Annotated in this window: 14 protein-coding genes; 4 read left to right on the top strand and 10 right to left on the bottom strand. The window is 50.8% G+C overall.

Features of this window, described 5'->3' with window-relative positions; genetic code table 11:
- Nucleotides 1-23: 23 nt before the first annotated feature.
- Both eno and pyk read left to right on the top strand, forming a co-directional pair.
- Nucleotides 24-1,283, top strand: a complete 1,260-nt coding sequence (eno, locus tag HZU72_RS11050) for a phosphopyruvate hydratase (protein ID WP_179916416.1) — start codon at nt 24-26, stop codon at nt 1,281-1,283.
- Nucleotides 1,284-1,341: 58 nt separating this feature from the next.
- Nucleotides 1,342-2,799 carry a pyruvate kinase gene (gene pyk / locus HZU72_RS11045; RefSeq protein ID WP_180091842.1) on the top strand — a complete coding sequence of 486 codons (1,458 nt, stop codon included), beginning with the start codon at nt 1,342-1,344 and terminating at the stop codon, nt 2,797-2,799.
- Between the two features lie 433 nt (nt 2,800-3,232).
- Here pyk and HZU72_RS11040 read toward each other — a convergent pair.
- From HZU72_RS11040 to HZU72_RS11025, 4 genes are all read right to left on the bottom strand, one after another.
- A protein-coding gene (locus HZU72_RS11040; RefSeq protein WP_180091841.1) for an IS3 family transposase occupies nt 3,233-4,353 on the bottom strand; the annotation gives its coding sequence in 2 pieces (ribosomal slippage) (nt 3,233-4,095 and nt 4,095-4,353; 1,122 coding nt in all).
- A gap of 275 nt (nt 4,354-4,628) precedes the next feature.
- On the bottom strand, nt 4,629-5,252 hold the full coding sequence (locus HZU72_RS11035) for a flavodoxin family protein (RefSeq protein ID WP_208458040.1): 624 nt from the start codon (nt 5,250-5,252) through the stop codon (nt 4,629-4,631).
- Between the two features lie 43 nt (nt 5,253-5,295).
- On the bottom strand, nt 5,296-6,432 hold the full coding sequence (locus tag HZU72_RS11030; protein WP_208458039.1) for an MBL fold metallo-hydrolase: 1,137 nt from the start codon (nt 6,430-6,432) through the stop codon (nt 5,296-5,298).
- Nucleotides 6,433-6,593: 161 nt separating this feature from the next.
- The gene (locus HZU72_RS11025) at nt 6,594-7,487 is read right to left on the bottom strand and encodes a LysR family transcriptional regulator (protein ID WP_180091840.1); all 894 of its coding nucleotides are present in this window, start codon (nt 7,485-7,487) and stop codon (nt 6,594-6,596) included.
- Between the two features lie 251 nt (nt 7,488-7,738).
- Between HZU72_RS11025 and HZU72_RS11020 the strand changes: the two genes are divergently transcribed.
- Together HZU72_RS11020 and HZU72_RS11015 are read left to right on the top strand one after the other, a co-directional pair.
- Nucleotides 7,739-9,166, top strand: coding sequence for an MFS transporter (locus HZU72_RS11020; RefSeq protein WP_180091839.1), 1,428 nt, complete (start codon nt 7,739-7,741; stop codon nt 9,164-9,166).
- A gap of 92 nt (nt 9,167-9,258) precedes the next feature.
- Nucleotides 9,259-10,236 carry an XdhC family protein gene (locus tag HZU72_RS11015; RefSeq protein ID WP_180091838.1) on the top strand — a complete coding sequence of 326 codons (978 nt, stop codon included), beginning with the start codon at nt 9,259-9,261 and terminating at the stop codon, nt 10,234-10,236.
- An 8-nt stretch (nt 10,237-10,244) separates the two neighbouring features.
- On the opposite strand, the gene HZU72_RS11010 is transcribed toward HZU72_RS11015, so the two are convergent.
- The 6 genes from HZU72_RS11010 to paoC form a co-directional block, all read right to left on the bottom strand.
- Nucleotides 10,245-10,943, bottom strand: coding sequence for a DUF4405 domain-containing protein (locus HZU72_RS11010; protein ID WP_180091837.1), 699 nt, complete (start codon nt 10,941-10,943; stop codon nt 10,245-10,247).
- 15 nt (nt 10,944-10,958) lie between these two features.
- Entirely contained in the window at nt 10,959-11,432 is a 474-nt protein-coding gene (locus HZU72_RS11005) for a cytochrome P460 family protein (protein WP_180091836.1), read from the bottom strand.
- Between the two features lie 163 nt (nt 11,433-11,595).
- Nucleotides 11,596-12,657: an alpha/beta hydrolase gene (locus HZU72_RS11000; protein WP_180091835.1), complete on the bottom strand. Its 1,062-nt coding sequence runs from the start codon at nt 12,655-12,657 to the stop codon at nt 11,596-11,598.
- A 240-nt stretch (nt 12,658-12,897) separates the two neighbouring features.
- Nucleotides 12,898-13,983: an alpha/beta hydrolase gene (locus tag HZU72_RS10995; protein WP_180091834.1), complete on the bottom strand. Its 1,086-nt coding sequence runs from the start codon at nt 13,981-13,983 to the stop codon at nt 12,898-12,900.
- Nucleotides 13,984-14,090: 107 nt separating this feature from the next.
- A complete protein-coding gene (locus HZU72_RS10990) occupies nt 14,091-15,296 on the bottom strand; it encodes a (R)-mandelonitrile lyase (protein ID WP_180091833.1) in 1,206 nt (401 codons plus the stop codon).
- Between the two features lie 101 nt (nt 15,297-15,397).
- On the bottom strand, nt 15,398-17,599 hold the full coding sequence (paoC, locus tag HZU72_RS10985) for an aldehyde oxidoreductase molybdenum-binding subunit PaoC (RefSeq protein WP_180091832.1): 2,202 nt from the start codon (nt 17,597-17,599) through the stop codon (nt 15,398-15,400).
- Nucleotides 17,600-17,602: the final 3 nt, after the last annotated feature.

Below are 17,602 nucleotides of genomic sequence, written 5' to 3'. Positions count from 1 at the left end.
TCATGCAACTGAAGAAGAGAACCATGACAAAAATTGCCGATATCCGTGCCCTTGAAGTACTCGACTCACGCGGTAACCCCACCGTATATGCTGAAGTGCGCCTTGAAAGCGGAGCCACAGGAAGTGCTTTTTCCCCTAGCGGCGCTTCCACTGGATCCCGTGAAGCTTTAGAACTGCGTGATGGCGATAAGGCCCGTTACCTGGGTAAAGGCGTTCTAAAAGCTGTCAAAGCCATTAATGGAGTTATCCGTGACAAGCTGATCGGAATGGACGCCTGTGATCAGCGCAGTCTCGACGAGGCTATGCTTGAGCTCGACGGCACTGACAATAAAGCCACCCTTGGCGCCAACGCCATCCTAGCCGTCTCGTTGGCAGCTGCCAAAGCGGCAGCCATTGCCAAAGGAATGCCACTGTATGCACATATTGCCGTGCTCTATGGGCAGCCGGGCCATTATCTGATGCCGGTACCGATGATGAATATTCTCAATGGTGGTGAGCATGCTGATAACAATATCGATATTCAAGAATTTATGGTGCAGCCAGTCGGTGCGCCGAATTTCCGTGAAGGTCTTCGGATGGGTGCCGAAATATTCCACGCCTTGAAGAAGGTGCTCCTAGAACGTGGTATGTCCACCTCGGTGGGCGATGAGGGTGGTTTTGCCCCCACTTTGAGCTCGAACGCTGAGGCGCTTGATGTAATCCAGCAGGCAGTAAAAGGAGCCGGGTATGTGCTCGGCAAGGATGTCAAGTTGGCGCTGGACTGCGCCTCATCCGAATTCTATAGCGATGGTCAATACCACCTTATGGGTGAGGATAAGCACTTTGATGCTGCTGGCTTCATCGATTACTTAGCTGAGCTTTGTGACCAGTACCCCATCACCTCCATTGAAGATGGTTTGGACGAGTCTGACTGGGCAGGATGGAAGCGCTTAACCGATAAGCTCGGTGAAACCATACAATTGGTCGGAGACGATCTTTTTGTTACGAATACAAAGATCCTTAAGCGTGGCATTGATGGGAATATCGGCAACTCCATTCTCATCAAGTTCAACCAAATCGGTTCACTCACCGAGACCCTCGATGCAATCCGGATGGCCCAAGATGCAGGGTTTACGACGGTGATTTCCCACCGCTCGGGAGAGACCGAAGATACTACCATAGCCGATTTAGCCGTAGGCACCTGTGCTGGACAGATTAAGACTGGCTCGCTTTCCCGAAGCGACCGCGTGGCTAAGTACAATCGGCTGTTAGTTATCGAAAGTGAACTAGAGCGGTATCATTAATCAGCTTCAAGTGAATAATGATACCGAACCAGATCCTCGATTATTCTCAAGGCATATTATGAAACCACAACCGCGACACCCTCTTCGACGTACTAAAATCGTTGCCACTCTGGGCCCGGCCAGTGACCGAGAGGGTGTACTTGAAGCGATGTTAGAAGCTGGCGTCGATGTTGTGCGCCTTAACTTCTCCCATGGCTCGGCAGAAGATCATCGTCAACGATTATTGCGGGTAAGAGAAATTGCCAATCGTCTTGGCCGTAGCGTCGCCGCCCTGGGCGATCTACAAGGCCCTAAAATTCGCATTGCCCGTTTTGAAACAGGGGCAGTGGAACTGACGGAAGGCCAAACTTTCGTCCTGGATATGGCAATGGAGGGCAACGCTGGCAATAACGAGCGCGTCGGTTGCGATTATAAGATGTTGGTCAAGGATGTAGTCTCAGGCGATCGTCTGCTGCTTGATGACGGGCGTTTAGTACTTGATGTTAGCCAGGTGGCTGGCAATCAAATTCACACCACTGTCGTCGTGGGAGGAAAACTTTCCGACAATAAGGGTATCAATAAGCAGGGCGGTGGCCTTTCGGCACCAGCACTGACTGAAAAGGACAAAGCTGACCTTAAGACAGCAGTAGAGATCGGCGTCGACTATCTGGCGGTGTCCTTTCCTCGGAGTGCCGCCGATATGCAAGAGGCCCGTCTGTTGCTTGGGGAAGCGGGAACAGATATTGGTTTGGTCGCCAAACTTGAACGCGCTGAAGCCGTTGCCAATAACGCCACCCTTGATGGCATTATTGAGGCCAGTGAAGCGGTTATGGTGGCGCGTGGAGACCTGGGTGTTGAGATCGGTGATGCTCAACTAGTAGGCGTCCAGAAGCGTATTATTAAACAGGCTCGTACGTTAAACCGCGCGGTGATTACTGCTACGCAAATGATGGAATCGATGATCGTGTCGCCTCTACCCACTCGGGCTGAGGTGTTCGATGTGGCCAACGCCGTACTCGACGGCACTGATGCTGTCATGCTCTCTGCTGAAACCGCAGCTGGTGATTTTCCAGTGGAAACCATCGAAGCTATGAACCGTATCTGTCTTGGCGCCGAGCGTGAGCGCATCATCCAAGAATCGGGTCATCGCATCCATGAGGGCTTTAGTCAAATCGATGAGACGATCGCGCTGTCCGCCATGTACGCTGCAAATCACCTGGCGGGGGTTAGCGCCATCGCCTGCATGACGGCCTCGGGCTATACGCCGCTGATCGCATCGCGCATCAGCTCAGGCCTACCCATTATCGGACTCGCTCACAATCCGGTTGCCCAGCGTCGTATGGCACTTTATCGCGGCGTAGTTTCTCTTCCTTTCGACACTAGTGAAATTAGCGCCGAGGAACTCAATGGTCGAGCCCTAGCATTGGTGGTAGATAAAGGGATCGCTGAGAAAGGTGATCATGTGATCTTGACTCGTGGTGACGAGATGAATGCACACGGGGGCACGAATAACCTTAAAGTTTTAACTATTGCGTAGCAGGTTAGTGGACACCTTTTAAAAGTATTTATCCATGAAGAACTTGTATCGTCATAATGTTTAGAAATCATTTTCTCATTGGCGATGGGGGTTTATGAGGCGCTATGTCAAAGGTTATTAAGAGGTGTTCCTCAGCGTGTGAAGGGTGCGATTAGCAATGCTTGCCGGCGAGATGCTTGACTTGCATCCAGAACGGCATTCGATGAAATAGCAGAGGTGGTATGCATCGTCTATTGGATGTCGTTATGAGCCAGATCGATCCGAACCTTTTGGAGAGGCTTAAGGAGTTTGTTCCGTCTCTGAACTGCCTAAGGATGGCCGGTTAAAACTTCCGTCCGAAAGAACGCTATGTCAACATTTTGATATGCACCGCTCGTTAGTGAGAAACGTTCTTTCCTTACTGCCAAGCCTTGGGTTCGACGTCACCCCATCTTCAGTAGCACCCGAGTTTAGAGTCAGAAGTAACTTTATCGTGTTTTAACACCAGTTGCTCGGCATAGGCTGAAGGTGTCAGTCCGCCAAGACTCTTCTTCGGTCTTTCCTCGTTGTATTCCCGTCGCCACGCCTCGATGACGGCTCTGGCGTGATGAAGACTGGTGAACCAATGCTCATTCAGACATTCATCTCGAAAGCGCCCATTGAACGATTCTACGTAGGCGTTTTGATTGGGTTTTCCAGGTTCAATTAAAAACAGTGCAACGCCATGTAGATGAGCCCACAACAGCATGGCGCGCCCACAGAATTCCCTGCCATTATCCGTACGAATGGCGCTAGGTAGGCAACGTTTTAACGCCAGATGATCCAGAATCCGTGTTAAAGATAGCCCGCCAATGGCCCGTTCGGGCACGATAGCCACGGCTTCATGGGTAGCGTCGTCGACAATGGTGAGGTTCTTGATCACTCGTCCCTCTGCGGTACGGTCAAACACAAAATCCATTGACCAGACCTGGTTGGCGGCACTAGGGCGGCCAAGTGGCTTTCGTTCCGACATGGGAACTTTCTTGCGCTTGCGCCGTTTTACCTGCAACCGAGCCGCAGCGTAGAGGCGTTCGACGCGCTTATGATTGACCTGTTCACCGGCTTGACGCAGCTTCAGGTAGATCATGCCAGCACCGTAGCGACGATGCCGGTGTGCTAAGGCAACAATGCGTTCACGCAATGCCTCATTGCGGTCAGGGACCGATTGATAGCGCAAGGCACTGGCACTCATACGGATGACATGGAGCGCTCGGCGCTCACTCAGACCACGTGACACCATAAAGCGCACCACGTCTCGGCGTGCAGGGGCACTCACCACTTTTTTCTCAGTGCCTCGCGAGTGACCTCCATCTCCAGTAACGACTCCGCGAGCAGCTTTTTCAAGCGTCCATTTTCGGCTTCGAGTTCTTTGAGTCGCTTGGCATCGGGAACGCTCATGCCGCCAAACTTGCTGCGCCAAAGGTAATAACTGGCTTCCGAGAAACCGTGCCGACGGCATAGGTCCTTGATGGGCAGTCCCGCCTCTGCTTCGCCCAGGAAACCAATGATCTGTTCTTCGCTAAAACGCTTCTTCATGTCCAATCTCCTGACGCATAGGATCGGACTCTAAAGTGTAGCGCTACTCAATCAGGGGGTGACGTCGATATGCCTCTGTTTTCACGTTACGCTTATGCCAAGTTTTGTTGAGAACGACATTTCTGTCGTTCTCACCTAAACTTGGTATGATTCTCAAAAAATGTGCATACACTATTTCTCAGAGACTTTAATGAGATAATGGGGATGCCATACTGGCAATTGGAAAAAAATCGCTAGTGCCTAGAATCGCACAACAGTTCTAACTGCTCAGCCTCTCATCTCAATGCTGAGTAGCCTATACTTTCCAACCAAGCTAAAACGTCAGCCTCAACCTCTTCTTGTCGTTCATTTTCTATAGCTAGTAGAATGCCATCCCTTTCTAAACCACCCTTCGTCTCAAATGCTTCTAATAACTGGCATCCAGCACACAATTCTTCAATAACCTCCAATGTGCTGCCTAAACCGTAACCACCATTAGTATTAAAAGGGATAACGGTTTTCCCGCTTAAATCATATTCACTCAAGAAGCTTTTCATTGGCGGAGGTAGTGTCATGTCCCAGGTAGGAAAGCCAATAAAAATGGTATCGTATTGCTCTATGTTATCGATGGTTGTCTCAAGAGGAGGAAGGTACCCCGTTTCATTCTCTTCGTCTACTTGAGATACGATAGCGTCATAATCTTCAGGGTAGGGCGATTCTAATGCTAGCTCAATAAGTTCTCCGCCCACTGCTTCATGAATCATAGAGGCGACGGCTTTCGTATTGTTGGTTCGTGTTAAATAGACAATTAAATTCGCATCGTCGCTTTGAAGGTCACTCTCACTCTCCTGTTCTTGCGCGTATAGAGTGGAAGAGGCTGATAAGGTAGCCATCAATAAGGTAAAACGAAAATAAATCATAGGGTATTATCCATTAAATAGACGGTTTAATAGCCAATTATTCTTAGTCATCTGAAGTGCCGTCGATATCCCACCATTGGGTGAAATCAAGCTCTGTTAAATCATCCAGCTCAATAACTTCACCAATACGTGGAGTTAACAGCCCGAACGGATCATCTTGCTCAATACTAGCCAACTGATTGAATGGGTCATCCCAGTCGTGAAAGGCGAGCGAAAACCTTCCCACGTGAGCAGGTATAACCCCAGTGGCGCCTAAGTCGCGGCCAGCTTGAACGGCATCTTCAGGCATCATGTGCGTAAAACGCCATTGTTCATCGTATTGGCCTGAATCAAGCATGGCTACATCTACTGCGCCTAACGTATTGGCTATAACTTGAAAGTGGCTTCCATAGCCGCTATCACCACTGAAATACAGTTGCCTTTGTGGTGATTGAATGCCAAAAGATACCCAAAGCGTCTGATTACGTTGAAACAGGCGGCCTGAATAATGACGTGCGGGAAGTACATGGATAACTAGTTCGTCATCCAGTCTTATTTGAGTGTTCCAATCGGTTTCAATAATCTGATCATTATTAAATCCCCAGCTTCGAAAGTGTGAACCCACACCCAGCCCTACGATAACGTTATCGATTTGATCTTGTAACGCCATCACCGTGGGATAATCCAAATGATCCCAGTGATCATGGGAAATTAAGACATAATCGATATCAGGGATATCTTCTACTGTATAGATGCTCGTCCCTTCAAATGCTTGGATGGTGAAGGGGATAGGTGAGGCATTTTGACTAAGGACTGGGTCGATTAAAATACGTTGCCCCGCCACTTGTACATAAAATGAGGAGTGCCCTAACCAAACAATGATGTCTTCGCTTTGTTCTAATTCATGTAAGTTTGTCTTTACCGTAGGTAACGCCTGTGAGGGCGCTCTTCCGCTATCTCCAGTAAAGAAAAAGTCTAACCAGCCGCGATCGGAGTCTGATTCCGTTGTGATCTCAGGGATTGGCTCTAGGTTATGAAAAATCCCGTCTGAATAATTTGGAGATTGTTGAAAAAGCGCTAAGCTCTCTTGATCGGGCGGCGCACCAAATTTTGGAGATTGAAGGTAAGCATACCCAGCTACGCCAATTGTTAAAACCAGAAGTAATAGAACACCTAGAATTTTTTCCCAACGAGATTTCAACTACATACCCCTTCAAGTGAGTAGCGATTTTAGACCGATACGCGATTGATTTTTAAAAATATGTATCAGATAGCATCACCATAATGCCATGCCGTAATAAGCATTAGAGGTATAAATTGGGATGTGGCTATGAATTTAACTCATCAATAGTATTGCCGCGCCTATGAAGATGAGCGTAATGCCTCCAATAGCAGTGAAAAAGCGGGCGATGGTTGACGTCGATTTGGATAATAGAGATGAAATCCAGGGAAGGAAGGGCACCAATCATCTAACACTTGAATTAGCTGCCCAGATTTAATGTATTCCTCCACCATATCTTCTGGGACGAAACCTAACCCTACGCCCGCTAACGTGGCATTTATTTGTTGTTGTGTATTGTTGACGATAAGTTGTCCCTCTGTCGATACGTTCATTGCATGGCCTTTCTTCTCAAATTCCCACATATATAAACCACCGTGGGTTGGAAACCGGAAATTAATACAATTATGTTCAGTCAACTCATGGGGGTCTTTTGGCTGTGAATAATGCTCAAAATAATCTGGTGCTGCTACAACAACCATCCGCATATTAGGGCCTATACGAGTAGCTATCATATCTTTCGCGACGCGTTCGCCAAGCCGGACACCTGCATCAAACCGTTCAGAGACAATATCCGTTAATCCATTATCTACATTGATCTCAACTTGAATATCTGGGTACTCCTTTAAAAACGGCTGTAGCTTAGGTATTAAAATATAATCGGCAGCGTGGCTGCTACTTGAAAGCCTGATAGTACCTGCTGGCTTGTCACGTAGTTCGTTGAGGGCGGTTAGCTCTGACTGAATGTCTTCAAAGCAAGGACCTATGGTGCGAATTAACCGTTCACCTGCGTTGGTAGGTGAGACGCTTCTTGTGGTACGCATTAACAAGCGGATGCCCAGCCTTTCTTCTAAACCGCGCATGGCATGACTAAGAGCCGATTGTGATACACCTAGCTCTGCAGCGGCCCGCGTGAAGCTGCCCTTTTGGGCGACCATGAGAAATGCGTGTAAATCATTGAAATTATCGCGCGACATTGATGAATTTCCTTCATTAGCTCATCCATATTTTGCTATCTAATCATAAAAATTGCCTTTTGCTAAAGTCTTATCACTACTTTTTGCACCGCTACTAGCTGTTACGGAGCTGATGGGTAGGCCATAGCACAACGCTCCAGCATGCGCTGTATCGCCATCGCTGCCTCACCCTATTCAGGACACCTGAATATTATGAGCCATGCCCGCTAATTGCAGGTTAAGAATAGATGCCTTGGTTTAAGGAGTGAATAATGTCGTCAAGTGAGTCGGCTGACGGCCGCTTAATTAATGGTCACCCCAGCGCAGTGTTGGGTGTGGTGTTGATCAGTTATTTAATGATTGTTCTCGACATCTCCATTGTCGTAACGGGATTGCCTGAGATACGTGATGATCTCGGCTTTACTCCAGTGGGTCTGTCGTGGGTTCAAAATATCTACACACTTTTTTTTGGTGGTTTTTTATTATTAGCCGCTCGCGCGGGCGACCTTTTGGGCCGTAAGCGAATGCTGTTAGTAGGACTATGGATATTTACCTTGTCATCGCTTTCGATAGGTTTGGCACAAACGCCTTACTGGCTAGTGATCGCGCGGGGGATACAAGGAATAGGCGCAGCTATTTTAGCCCCTTCAGTATTAGCGCTTATCTCAACGACCTTTCCCGAAGGGCCTGAGCGGACGAGGGCATTGGCATATTATTCGATGGTAGCGGGAGGCGGTGCTAGCTTGGGGCTGGTGCTAGGGGGAGTATTTGCTGATCAGCTCTCTTGGCGAGTGGGGTTTTTTATGAATGTGCCCATTGGCTTGGCTCTGATTGTCATGGCAATGCGCGTATTGAGCGAGACCTCACGGCAGAAAGGGGCTTTTGACGTGGTAGGTGCGGTCAGCTCTACCCTCGGAATGGGGGCATTGGTTTATGCCATTGTTCACTCCACTGAGGTGGGCTGGTTGGCAATGAGCACCTTGGGAGTGTTAGCCATCTCGATTGGGTTGCTTGCACTTTTTATTGTTACTGAACAGCGTGTTGCTCAGCCAATGCTACCCTTAAGGCTCTTCGCCAGTCGCGAAAGGGTCGGTGCCTATTTAGGGCGCCTACTGTTTCTTGGTGCGATGGTCAGTTTTTTCTTTTTCGCCACTCAGTTTATGCAGCTCGTGCTGGGTTTCTCGCCTTTACAAGCGGGTATAGGTTTCTTACCCATGACTATACCGACTTTTGTCGCTGCACTCTCGGTGCCCATATTGACACGCCGTTTTGGCAATGGTGCTGTGTTGTGCCTTTCTTTAGCGCTGCTCGCAGTAGGCATGTTTTGGCTTTCGCTAGCCGATGAGGATGCAAGCTATTGGGCTGGGGTAGCGTTACCCATGTTGTTGATTGGACTCGGAAACGGCTCAGCACTTGGTCCGCTAACCATCGCCGGTGTCAGTCAAGTCCACTCTGAGGATCAAGGCGCAGCTTCAGGCATGGTCAATGTGGCCCATCAAATGGGAGGGACACTGGGGCTCGGTATTTTGATCGCTTTTTTTGCCCATGCCAGCAATGCACCTTTATCGGGAACCACTCTGCTCAGCCATCAAATATCAGTGGCTGTTTTGGGAGGCAGCATAATGGTGTGCCTAGCACTTTTGGTGGCGCTGTTCATGATTGTGCCCGCTTCAAGTGCAGCAGCGAGAGCATTGAATTAACCCACTATTAAGATTAAATGGTGTTCGGCATAAAGGCTTCTGTGCTCAGACGCATCGGCTGCCTATCACTTTAGCTAGTTGACGAGGTGACAATGCAGCATCTAGATCTAAGGGTGATCGAGCAGGCACTCGCTTGGGCACGCGAAGGTGCAACCGTGTGGCTATGCACCGTGATGGGAACCTATGGCTCCTCGCCACGTCCACCGGGTGCATTATTCGTCGTCAGTAGTGATGGACAATATGTCGGGTCGCTGTCAGGTGGATGTGTTGAGGAGGACTTTCTAGCACGGCTGGCAGCGGGTGAATTTGATATACCAATGACCACTCTTCGCTATGGTGGGGGCGGTGTGGAAGGCGCAGGCGTTGTCCTTCCTTGTGGGGGTATTCTCGATGTTCTTATTGAACGACTGCCACCTGAGCAAGATGCTTTAGCTCACCTTGAGGTATTCCGTGACACCTTGCTAGGCCAAAAAGCATTGGCGCGGCGTATTGAACTTAACAGTAATGCGAGAAGCTTCGTTGTTGATGATGGCATTGGGCCGCGAGTGACCTGGGACGCGAATACCAATGTGGCGCACATCCGCTTAACGCCAGCTACCCGTTTAATTATTGCGGGGATATCTCCTGTCTCCGAGGTCTGCGCTCAATTCGCTCTGGGGTTGGGGTATGAAGTGATTATCTGCGATCCACGGAAGGAGGCGCTGGCTGGTTTTGAGGTGCCAGGTGTGGAAGTGCGTGCTCAACTACCTTCTATATTCATTGCATCGGGCGCTTGTCATGCCGCTACCGCCATTGTCGCACTGACGCATGACCCTCGAATTGATGACCTAGCCATGATTGAAGCCGTGCGCACTCCTGCTTTTTACATCGGTGTCATGGGGTCACAACGAACTTCCCACGCAAGGGCTGAGCGGCTTCGTCGTTCAGGTGGGCTCAGCGAAGCTGAAATAGCGCGTCTTCATATGCCCATAGGCCTGTCGTTAGGTAGCAAAACACCGGCCGAAATAGCCCTTGCTGTGATGGCTGATGTATTACGCGTTCAGCGGGGTAAAACGCGTAATAGCCTCTGAATGTGTCTCTAAAAATGGGGGATTGACCTACCTGCCTTGCGTTTACGCCACTGCAACCCTTGTGACGTGTAATAGGACAAGAGCATGAAGAGTCCGGCGATCGCTATGCAGTGAATGAAAAAGCCTGCCACTGATTCTTCGAAGTTCCACCAGTCGAGTGTCATTTGCATGGATAATTTACTTCCAAGCCCCAGCTCAAACGAACTCCACACACCATGGGCCGCAATCGTTATAGCGATTAATCGCAGTACAACAGTCCGCGCGATGTTAGTGCGATGTAGGCCCAAAGCGTTACGAGCAAGTCCCATAAGCAATGGCCAGCGTAACCCTAGATGAATGGCCACGATGACGAGTGCCCAATAAGCTGCCATGGTGTGAATCTGCATCACCGTAAAGCCGCCATAAGCTGACATAACGCTAGATAAAGCATTAGAAATCAGCACGCTGGTGACGATCAGTGCCAACATCACAACCATCAGTATGAACGTTACAACGGTGTTGAACAGCACGCGCGGTTCACGTCGTGCGTTTGGGATCGTGCGATACCAACGCCGATTAAAAAGGTTATGAATAATAAGGAGAAGAAACAGTGCAGTCCCAGCTACTTCATGGGCAAGATTACCAAGCCACCAATAAGAAAAGCCAAACAGCAGCAGACCTGCCGCAGTGAGGTCAAATATCAGCCTCATCAAAAAAATTGAACTCACGTGGTGCTCCTAACATTACTCGACAGGTGAACCATCAAATCGGGGTATCCGATAGCCAGTAAACAGGTAATCACTCGACGCCTGTCGACGGTGGCAAGATTGGCAGCGGGCTGTATTTTCATCGGTATTAATTGATCTATCTGGCCAAAACCATTGAAACTGCCAGTCGTCGGTTCTACGTGACGTATCGTAGTCATCACCAAAGCCTTCGCCTTTCTCCATGACAAAGTAGCGATAGAGTTCGCCATCTCGATGGTCAACGAGCACAAAATGCGTTCCGTAGGGTATGGAACGTCCTTCCTCTACGGCTTCCATGGCTTCGGGGGTGGTCATGATATGTTCCATCACATCGCCACGCCTTACGGTTGTGTAGTGCACCAACTCATCAAGATCAGGAAACTGGACACGGTTTTCCTCGGCCTGCAGTTGCCCGCTGGGTAAATAGAGAATTGAAGCAAACAAGGCAAAATAGGGGGCATACTTCTTCATTTCAGTACTCAATAAGGGATGAAGTCAGGAAGTTAATGTTCGCCTACACTTGGGTATCACTGGTTCCTTTAAGCCGGTTTCGATGTGATGACTGCAACACCTTCATTGGCCATATGAGCGAGTCGGGCCACAGATAGCAGCCCGACCGTGATGCAATTCTCTATTACAATGTTCGGGCATAGAATTCAGTCAGTTCATCGACGGCGCTATCGACATATTCGGGAACCCAGTAGGTTTCGATATGTGTCGCACCATCAACTAGGAACAATTCCTTATCCTCTGTGCCGGTGGCCATGCTGAATGCATCCTCGGTCATGTAGAGGGTTTCGGCCTCGCTACCGGCGATCATTAAGAGCGGCTGGTCGATCAATTCGATCTGGTCAGTAGCGTCCCAGCGCATCAAATCTAGCAAACTGCTCTGAGTGTATCGGGCAGTCGAGTTCGGATGTGCATGGGTTCTACCGTAATAGATAGCCCCCTGGCTATAGAGCTCAAAGGGAAGCTCTGCAATCTGTTCGTCAGTCAGTTCAGTGAAACCTTCAGCTGCATACAGCACTTCTCCGCCAGCCGCTTGCTGGTCGCGAGCTTCCGAAGCCTCCTGCAGTCGCTCTTGGATCGTGTCCATTTGCGAATCCACATAGCCATTGCGACGAACGCGGCCCGAGTTGAACATACTGAGCGTTGCAACTGACTGGAAGCGTTTATCCGTTTTGGCGGCTGCCAATGAATATCCACCACCGCCACAGATGCCGAGTAAGGCTAAGCTTTGCTCATTGGCGCCCGGATATTGAGTGATGAAATCCGCCATGCCATGGATGTCTTCAATGCGGTTTGTGGGCGTGTCCACATTGCGCGGCTCGCCACCACTCTCACCCTGATAGGCCGCGTCCGCGGCAATGGTGATGTAGCCCTGTTCCGCTAGGCGTTGTGCATACAAACCTGCCACTTGTTCTTTTATCCCGCCATTCGGGTGTGCCACTACTACCGTTGGATAGCTCTGTTCTGGATCATAACCAGCGGGTGTGTAGACGTTAGCTGCAATATCTACCCCATTGAGTTCATAGCTGACCGGGTGAATATTGACCTCGCCATTTACGTTTTCAGTAATTGCGCCTTCATAAGTCAAGGTAAATGGATTGTTTTGGTAATCCGCTGCCCAAGCTCCACTCACTGAAATGCTGGTCATTGCTGCCATAACGGCAGCCTTTAATACAGTGTGTTTCATATAGTGCTCCTGAAAGATTAAACAAACGGTACCTAAAGCGCGCTAATAGTGATGAGCGTACTTTTAACAGCAGCGTAAGGGAGTTGACTGATGAGATTAAGCCCGATATCCAGCATGAACCGATGAGGTAAATTCATGAATTTTTGAGCAGCTTTGCTGGCGATTACAGGCTGTAGCGGGGTTAGGACATCCTTGTCCTATTGCAGTGTTGATGCTGATGATTAAAGTCGGAAGAAAGCGTTAATCTAATCCTTTCTCGGCCAGAAACTCAGAAACCTGATCGGCAATTTCGATGTTGTTCAAGTCCGAGAAGGGGAAGTGGGTGTTACCCTCAATGCCAATCTCAGGCAGGTGAACCAGCGTGACATCGCCGCCATGTTCGTTGACGGCATCTCTCCATTCGCGCGCCATTTCTAGTCTTACCCGCCAAGCGTCTTGGGTGGGAATATCGGTGGGCTCTGCAGGAATATTGTCGCCATAAAAGATGATAATGGGGAGCTCGGTTAGTTTTTCGAAATCTTCCATTGGAATCCCTACCCCTTCCAGCGTATCGAAGGAGCTTTCTTTAGGAGCAGGTACTTCGCCTTCTGGGAAGACGAAGTTACTGCCTGGCTCAAAGGCAACGATAGCTTCGATATCCTCATTCTTGATGGCTGCAGACCACCCCATGCCACCACTGTGAGAATGTGTAAACAGGATGCCTTGGCCAATCTCGTCAAACAGGGCAGAGACGGCATCGGACATGATGTCGATATCGAATGGGCCAGTATCTGGTGTCATAGAGCGGAAGTACTGATTGAGCGTCTCCTCATCGGTCGGGAACTGTACGCCTTCGAAATAATCTGGCCAGACGCCCACGCGAAACTGCCCAAACCAAAACTGCTCATCAGGGGTGGGTTCGATTTCGGTACCGACCGTGCTGCGACCAGCATTACCACGACGCGGTTGGTCAATTACATAAACAGGGTATTGGCGACGAAGAAAGATGTTTTGGAAGCCTTCACGCCCATCCGGGGTGGACTCCCACGTCTTGGAGAATTGCCCAAAGCCGTGCCACATAACGATAGGCAGTTGCCGAGCTTCGTCTGGAATCTGGTAAAACGTATAAAGGTGGTCTCCTCGAAAGGTTTGACCATCAGGCTGAGTAGGGTTCAGCGGGTCAAACTCTCCTGGCTCCGTAGTTATGGAGCCGCCCACGGTGAAGCTACCTTGCTCCTGGATCACCAGCGGTTCTTGAGTATCAGGTTCGGCCGCGAGGCTAAACGGTGAACTCAAAGCACTGACAATAAAGGCAGCAGACAATGGCGTTGTCCATCTCGATTTCATACAAGCTGACTCCTTAACGTTGTTAACTTTATAACTCCCCCAGCGCTTGATGGAGGAGTCTTTGATGGGTTTATTCGAGCTACGACTGAGTCAATCCGATCACCTGTTTAGACGTTGCACTTACTCTCAGCGCTCTCTCCTTGTGAATACTCTTCGTCAGTGACGAGTTCCATCCACGTTACAGAGCTGCCATCCTGCGCTTCTGATATAGCAAGGTGAGTCATGGCGTCAGATGCGGAAGCACCATGCCAGTGAGGTGTATTCGGTGGTATGACAACGATGTCGCCGGGCTTAACCTCTTGGACCGTTTCGCCTTCACTTTGCACCCAGCCGCATCCGTCGGTGATATAAAGCGTTTGACCGAGAGGGTGGGTGTGCCAAGCCGTTCGTGCGCTCGCCTCAAAGCTCACTACGCCTCCCCCGAGGCGGGCGGGTTGGGGGGCAGAAAAGCGTTGGCTAACCTCAGCTACTCCCGTGAAATTATCCTCACCGCCTGTCGTGGTTTCTGCATTCGTGCTGGGCACAACCGTAATGTTGGCTGACGTCTCGGCTGTCTCACGCGCCGACAAGACTTTTTCAAGCACCGGGACTGCGGATACCGCGTTTGGCCATCCTGAATAGTAGGCTAGGTGGTGAATTGCTTCCTTCGCCTCAGCTGGTGTTAGCCCATTATCCAGTGCTCGATTGAGGTAGGCGGGGAGTTGTTCGGCCTTACCGGTAGCGGCTAGGGACGCGATAGTCACCAAGCTACGGTCTCGGGTACTGAGCGTAGGCCGACGCCATAAACCGTCGAACAGTACCTCATTGGTCGCGTCCGCGAGCTGCGGCACTGTCGCAGTGATGCCTTCCGACATTTCACGCTGTCGCTCGGTTTCGGCCTCCGAGTTAAGTTCCAGCGGTGTGCCATCGGCATCTACTGGCATCTCAACGCCTTGATTCTGAAAGACCTCGTGCATCTCGTAGACAGCGGCGATGGCATAGGGCCAGCCAGCATAGAAAGCCAGATGGGTGGCGATCTCACCGATCTCGGCAGGCGTGAGGCCGTTTTCCAAGCCGATGCGGGTATGACTACCTACCGGCCCGGTCTGCCCCATGGAAATCAGCGCGGACAGCACGACGAGGCTACGGTCTCGGGGGGCGAGGGCCTCGCCGGGCCAGACGCGCCCGAACAAGACGTCATCCGTGTATTGGCCTAGACCAGGCGCTACTTCGTAGACCTCGTCCGGCGCGATACGGCCTGAATCAGACTCTTGTGCCTCGGCGTGAGAAAGCGCGGCGAAGGAAAATAGGAGTGGAAAAGCAAACTTCATCATACGGCGACATCCTTTGCATTAAGGGTTGTTATATCCATGGATTTCATACTGCTCAGAACTGTGCTTGGAAGCTAACGAGGCATCCGGGATTGATAAATGTTTCAGGCGATTTCCGGTAGACGGTCTAGGAACTTATCGAGTGTGATGGGGTAGTCGCGGACTCGCGCACCGGTAGCGTTATAGACCGCGTTGGCGACAGCTGCGCTGACCCCACAAATACCGAGTTCGCCGACCCCTTTGGCCTTCAGGGGTGTCGAATAGGGGTCTTCGCCTTCAAGGAAGATTACCTGCTGTTCGGGGATGTCGGCATGCACCGGCACCTCATAGCCAGCGAGGTCATGGTTGACGAAGAAGCCATGTCGGGTATCCACCGCCAGCGATTCCATCAGAGCTGCACCCACGCCCATGGTCATCGCTCCTATCACCTGGCTACGGGCGGTCATGGGGTTAAGAATGCGCCCTGCATCACAGACCGCCAGCATTCGTAGGACGCGGATTTCACCCGTCGTCGCGTGGACGGCCACTTCGACAAAATGCGCGCCAAACGTGGCCAGTTGATACTCTTCACTTCGAAAATCGCCGAATTCAATACTGTCTTCAGCCGTAATAGAGCCAGCAGATGCGAGCTCGCTGAGCGCTGTTTGCTGATCGTTATAGCGAACATAACCTTCTGAAAATTCAAGTGCCTCAGGATCAACAGCTAAACGCTCTGCAATTTTTTTGCGTAACGCTAAACAGGCGGCATAGACCCCTGCCGTCGAGCTTGCCGCACCCCATTGGCCGCCTGAGCCAGCAGAAACAGGATGTCGAGAATCCCCTAAATCAACGTTAACCACCTCCAACGATACGCCCATCATTTCTGCCGCCGTCTGAGCGATGATGGTGTACGAACCGGTGCCAATGTCCGTCATGTCCGTTTCCACCCGTATAGAACCATCGGGTCTTACACTGACACGCGCCCCTGAGGTTTCTGCAGGGGCATCGCGATAGGCGCCTGCCACACCATGCCCAATTAACCACGCCCCTTCACGTCGCGAGCCTGGGGCTTTGTTGCGAGATGCCCAATTGAAGACTTCGGCGCCGCGCTGTAAGCACTCAATAAAGTGACGCTCCGAAAACTGACGTTCAGGATGACTAGGGTCGACCTGCGTATCGTTAATAATCCGAAACTCGACAGGGTCCATACCTAGCTTCTCAGCCATTTCATCCATCGCAATTTCGAGCGCCATCAGGCCTGCTGTTTCGCCGGGTGCGCGCATCGCATTGCTTTCTGGAAGATGAATTTCCAGCGCTCGATTAATGAGAAGCCGGTTTTCACCTGCATAAAAACGGCGAGTGGCCCTGGCGCCGTTTTCACCATCACCACCGGGAAGCGTGTTGGTGGCGTTATCGTGCCCGATCGCGGTGATTTTTCCCTCTTGGGTGGCTCCAATGCGTATTCTCTGGATCGTCAAACCACGATGGGTCGTGTTATTTGCGGACATTGGCCTAGGGAGCGCGAGCTTAACCGCACGCCCGACCTTTCTAGCAGCAAGCGCAGCCATCACCGCATCGGCGCGTAAAAATAGCTTCACCCCGAAACCACCGCCTATATAAGGCGAATCGAGACGAAAGTTTTCGGCGGGCAAATCAAACGTGGTAGCGAGTGCTTGACGGCTCCACTCAATCATCTGATTCGATGTCCAGAGGGTCAGATGATCTCCATCCCATTGGGCAATGGTCGCGTGTGGCTCCATTTGGGCATGGCATTGGCCTGGGGTGGTGTAGGTTGCATCAAGAGTCACCTCAGCCGATGCATAGGCGCTTTCGAAGTCGCCAATATCATCAATGGGCTCTACGTCATCACTTAGCCGCTCTTGCCGTACGGCAGCCAGGTCGTACATTGCATCTTGATCTTCCTCATACTCGACGCGAATCAAGGCGGCTGCAGCGCGGGCTTCTTCAAAACTATTAGCAACCACCACGGCAATCGCCTGGTGATAATGCTGAATATCACGGCCGCCGAAGAGATACGCCACATTCCAGTCGACCTTGGGAAGGCGCTCCATTTCCAAGGTGGTGACAATGCCCACAACGCCCGGTGAGGCTTGCGCTTCATTAATATCCATCGAGACGATACGGCCTTTGGCGATGGCAGAGCCGAGTGGGTAGCCGACAAGCTGATCTTTCGCCACACCATGACGCTCGTAGGCGTAGGGCGCCATGCCGGTGGTTTTGAGAGGGCCGTCGATTCGGCGTAATGGTTGTCCGAGCACCTTCATACGATCGGAGACGTTTTGTTCAGCGGGACTGTCGAAACGCATGGC

Source organism: Vreelandella sedimenti (assembly GCF_013416325.1).
In the GTDB taxonomy this organism is placed as follows: Bacteria; Pseudomonadota; Gammaproteobacteria; order Pseudomonadales; family Halomonadaceae; genus Vreelandella; species Vreelandella sedimenti.
The sequence above is the reverse complement of the archived record's forward strand: the minus strand, read 5'-3'. Positions and strand labels throughout refer to the sequence as shown.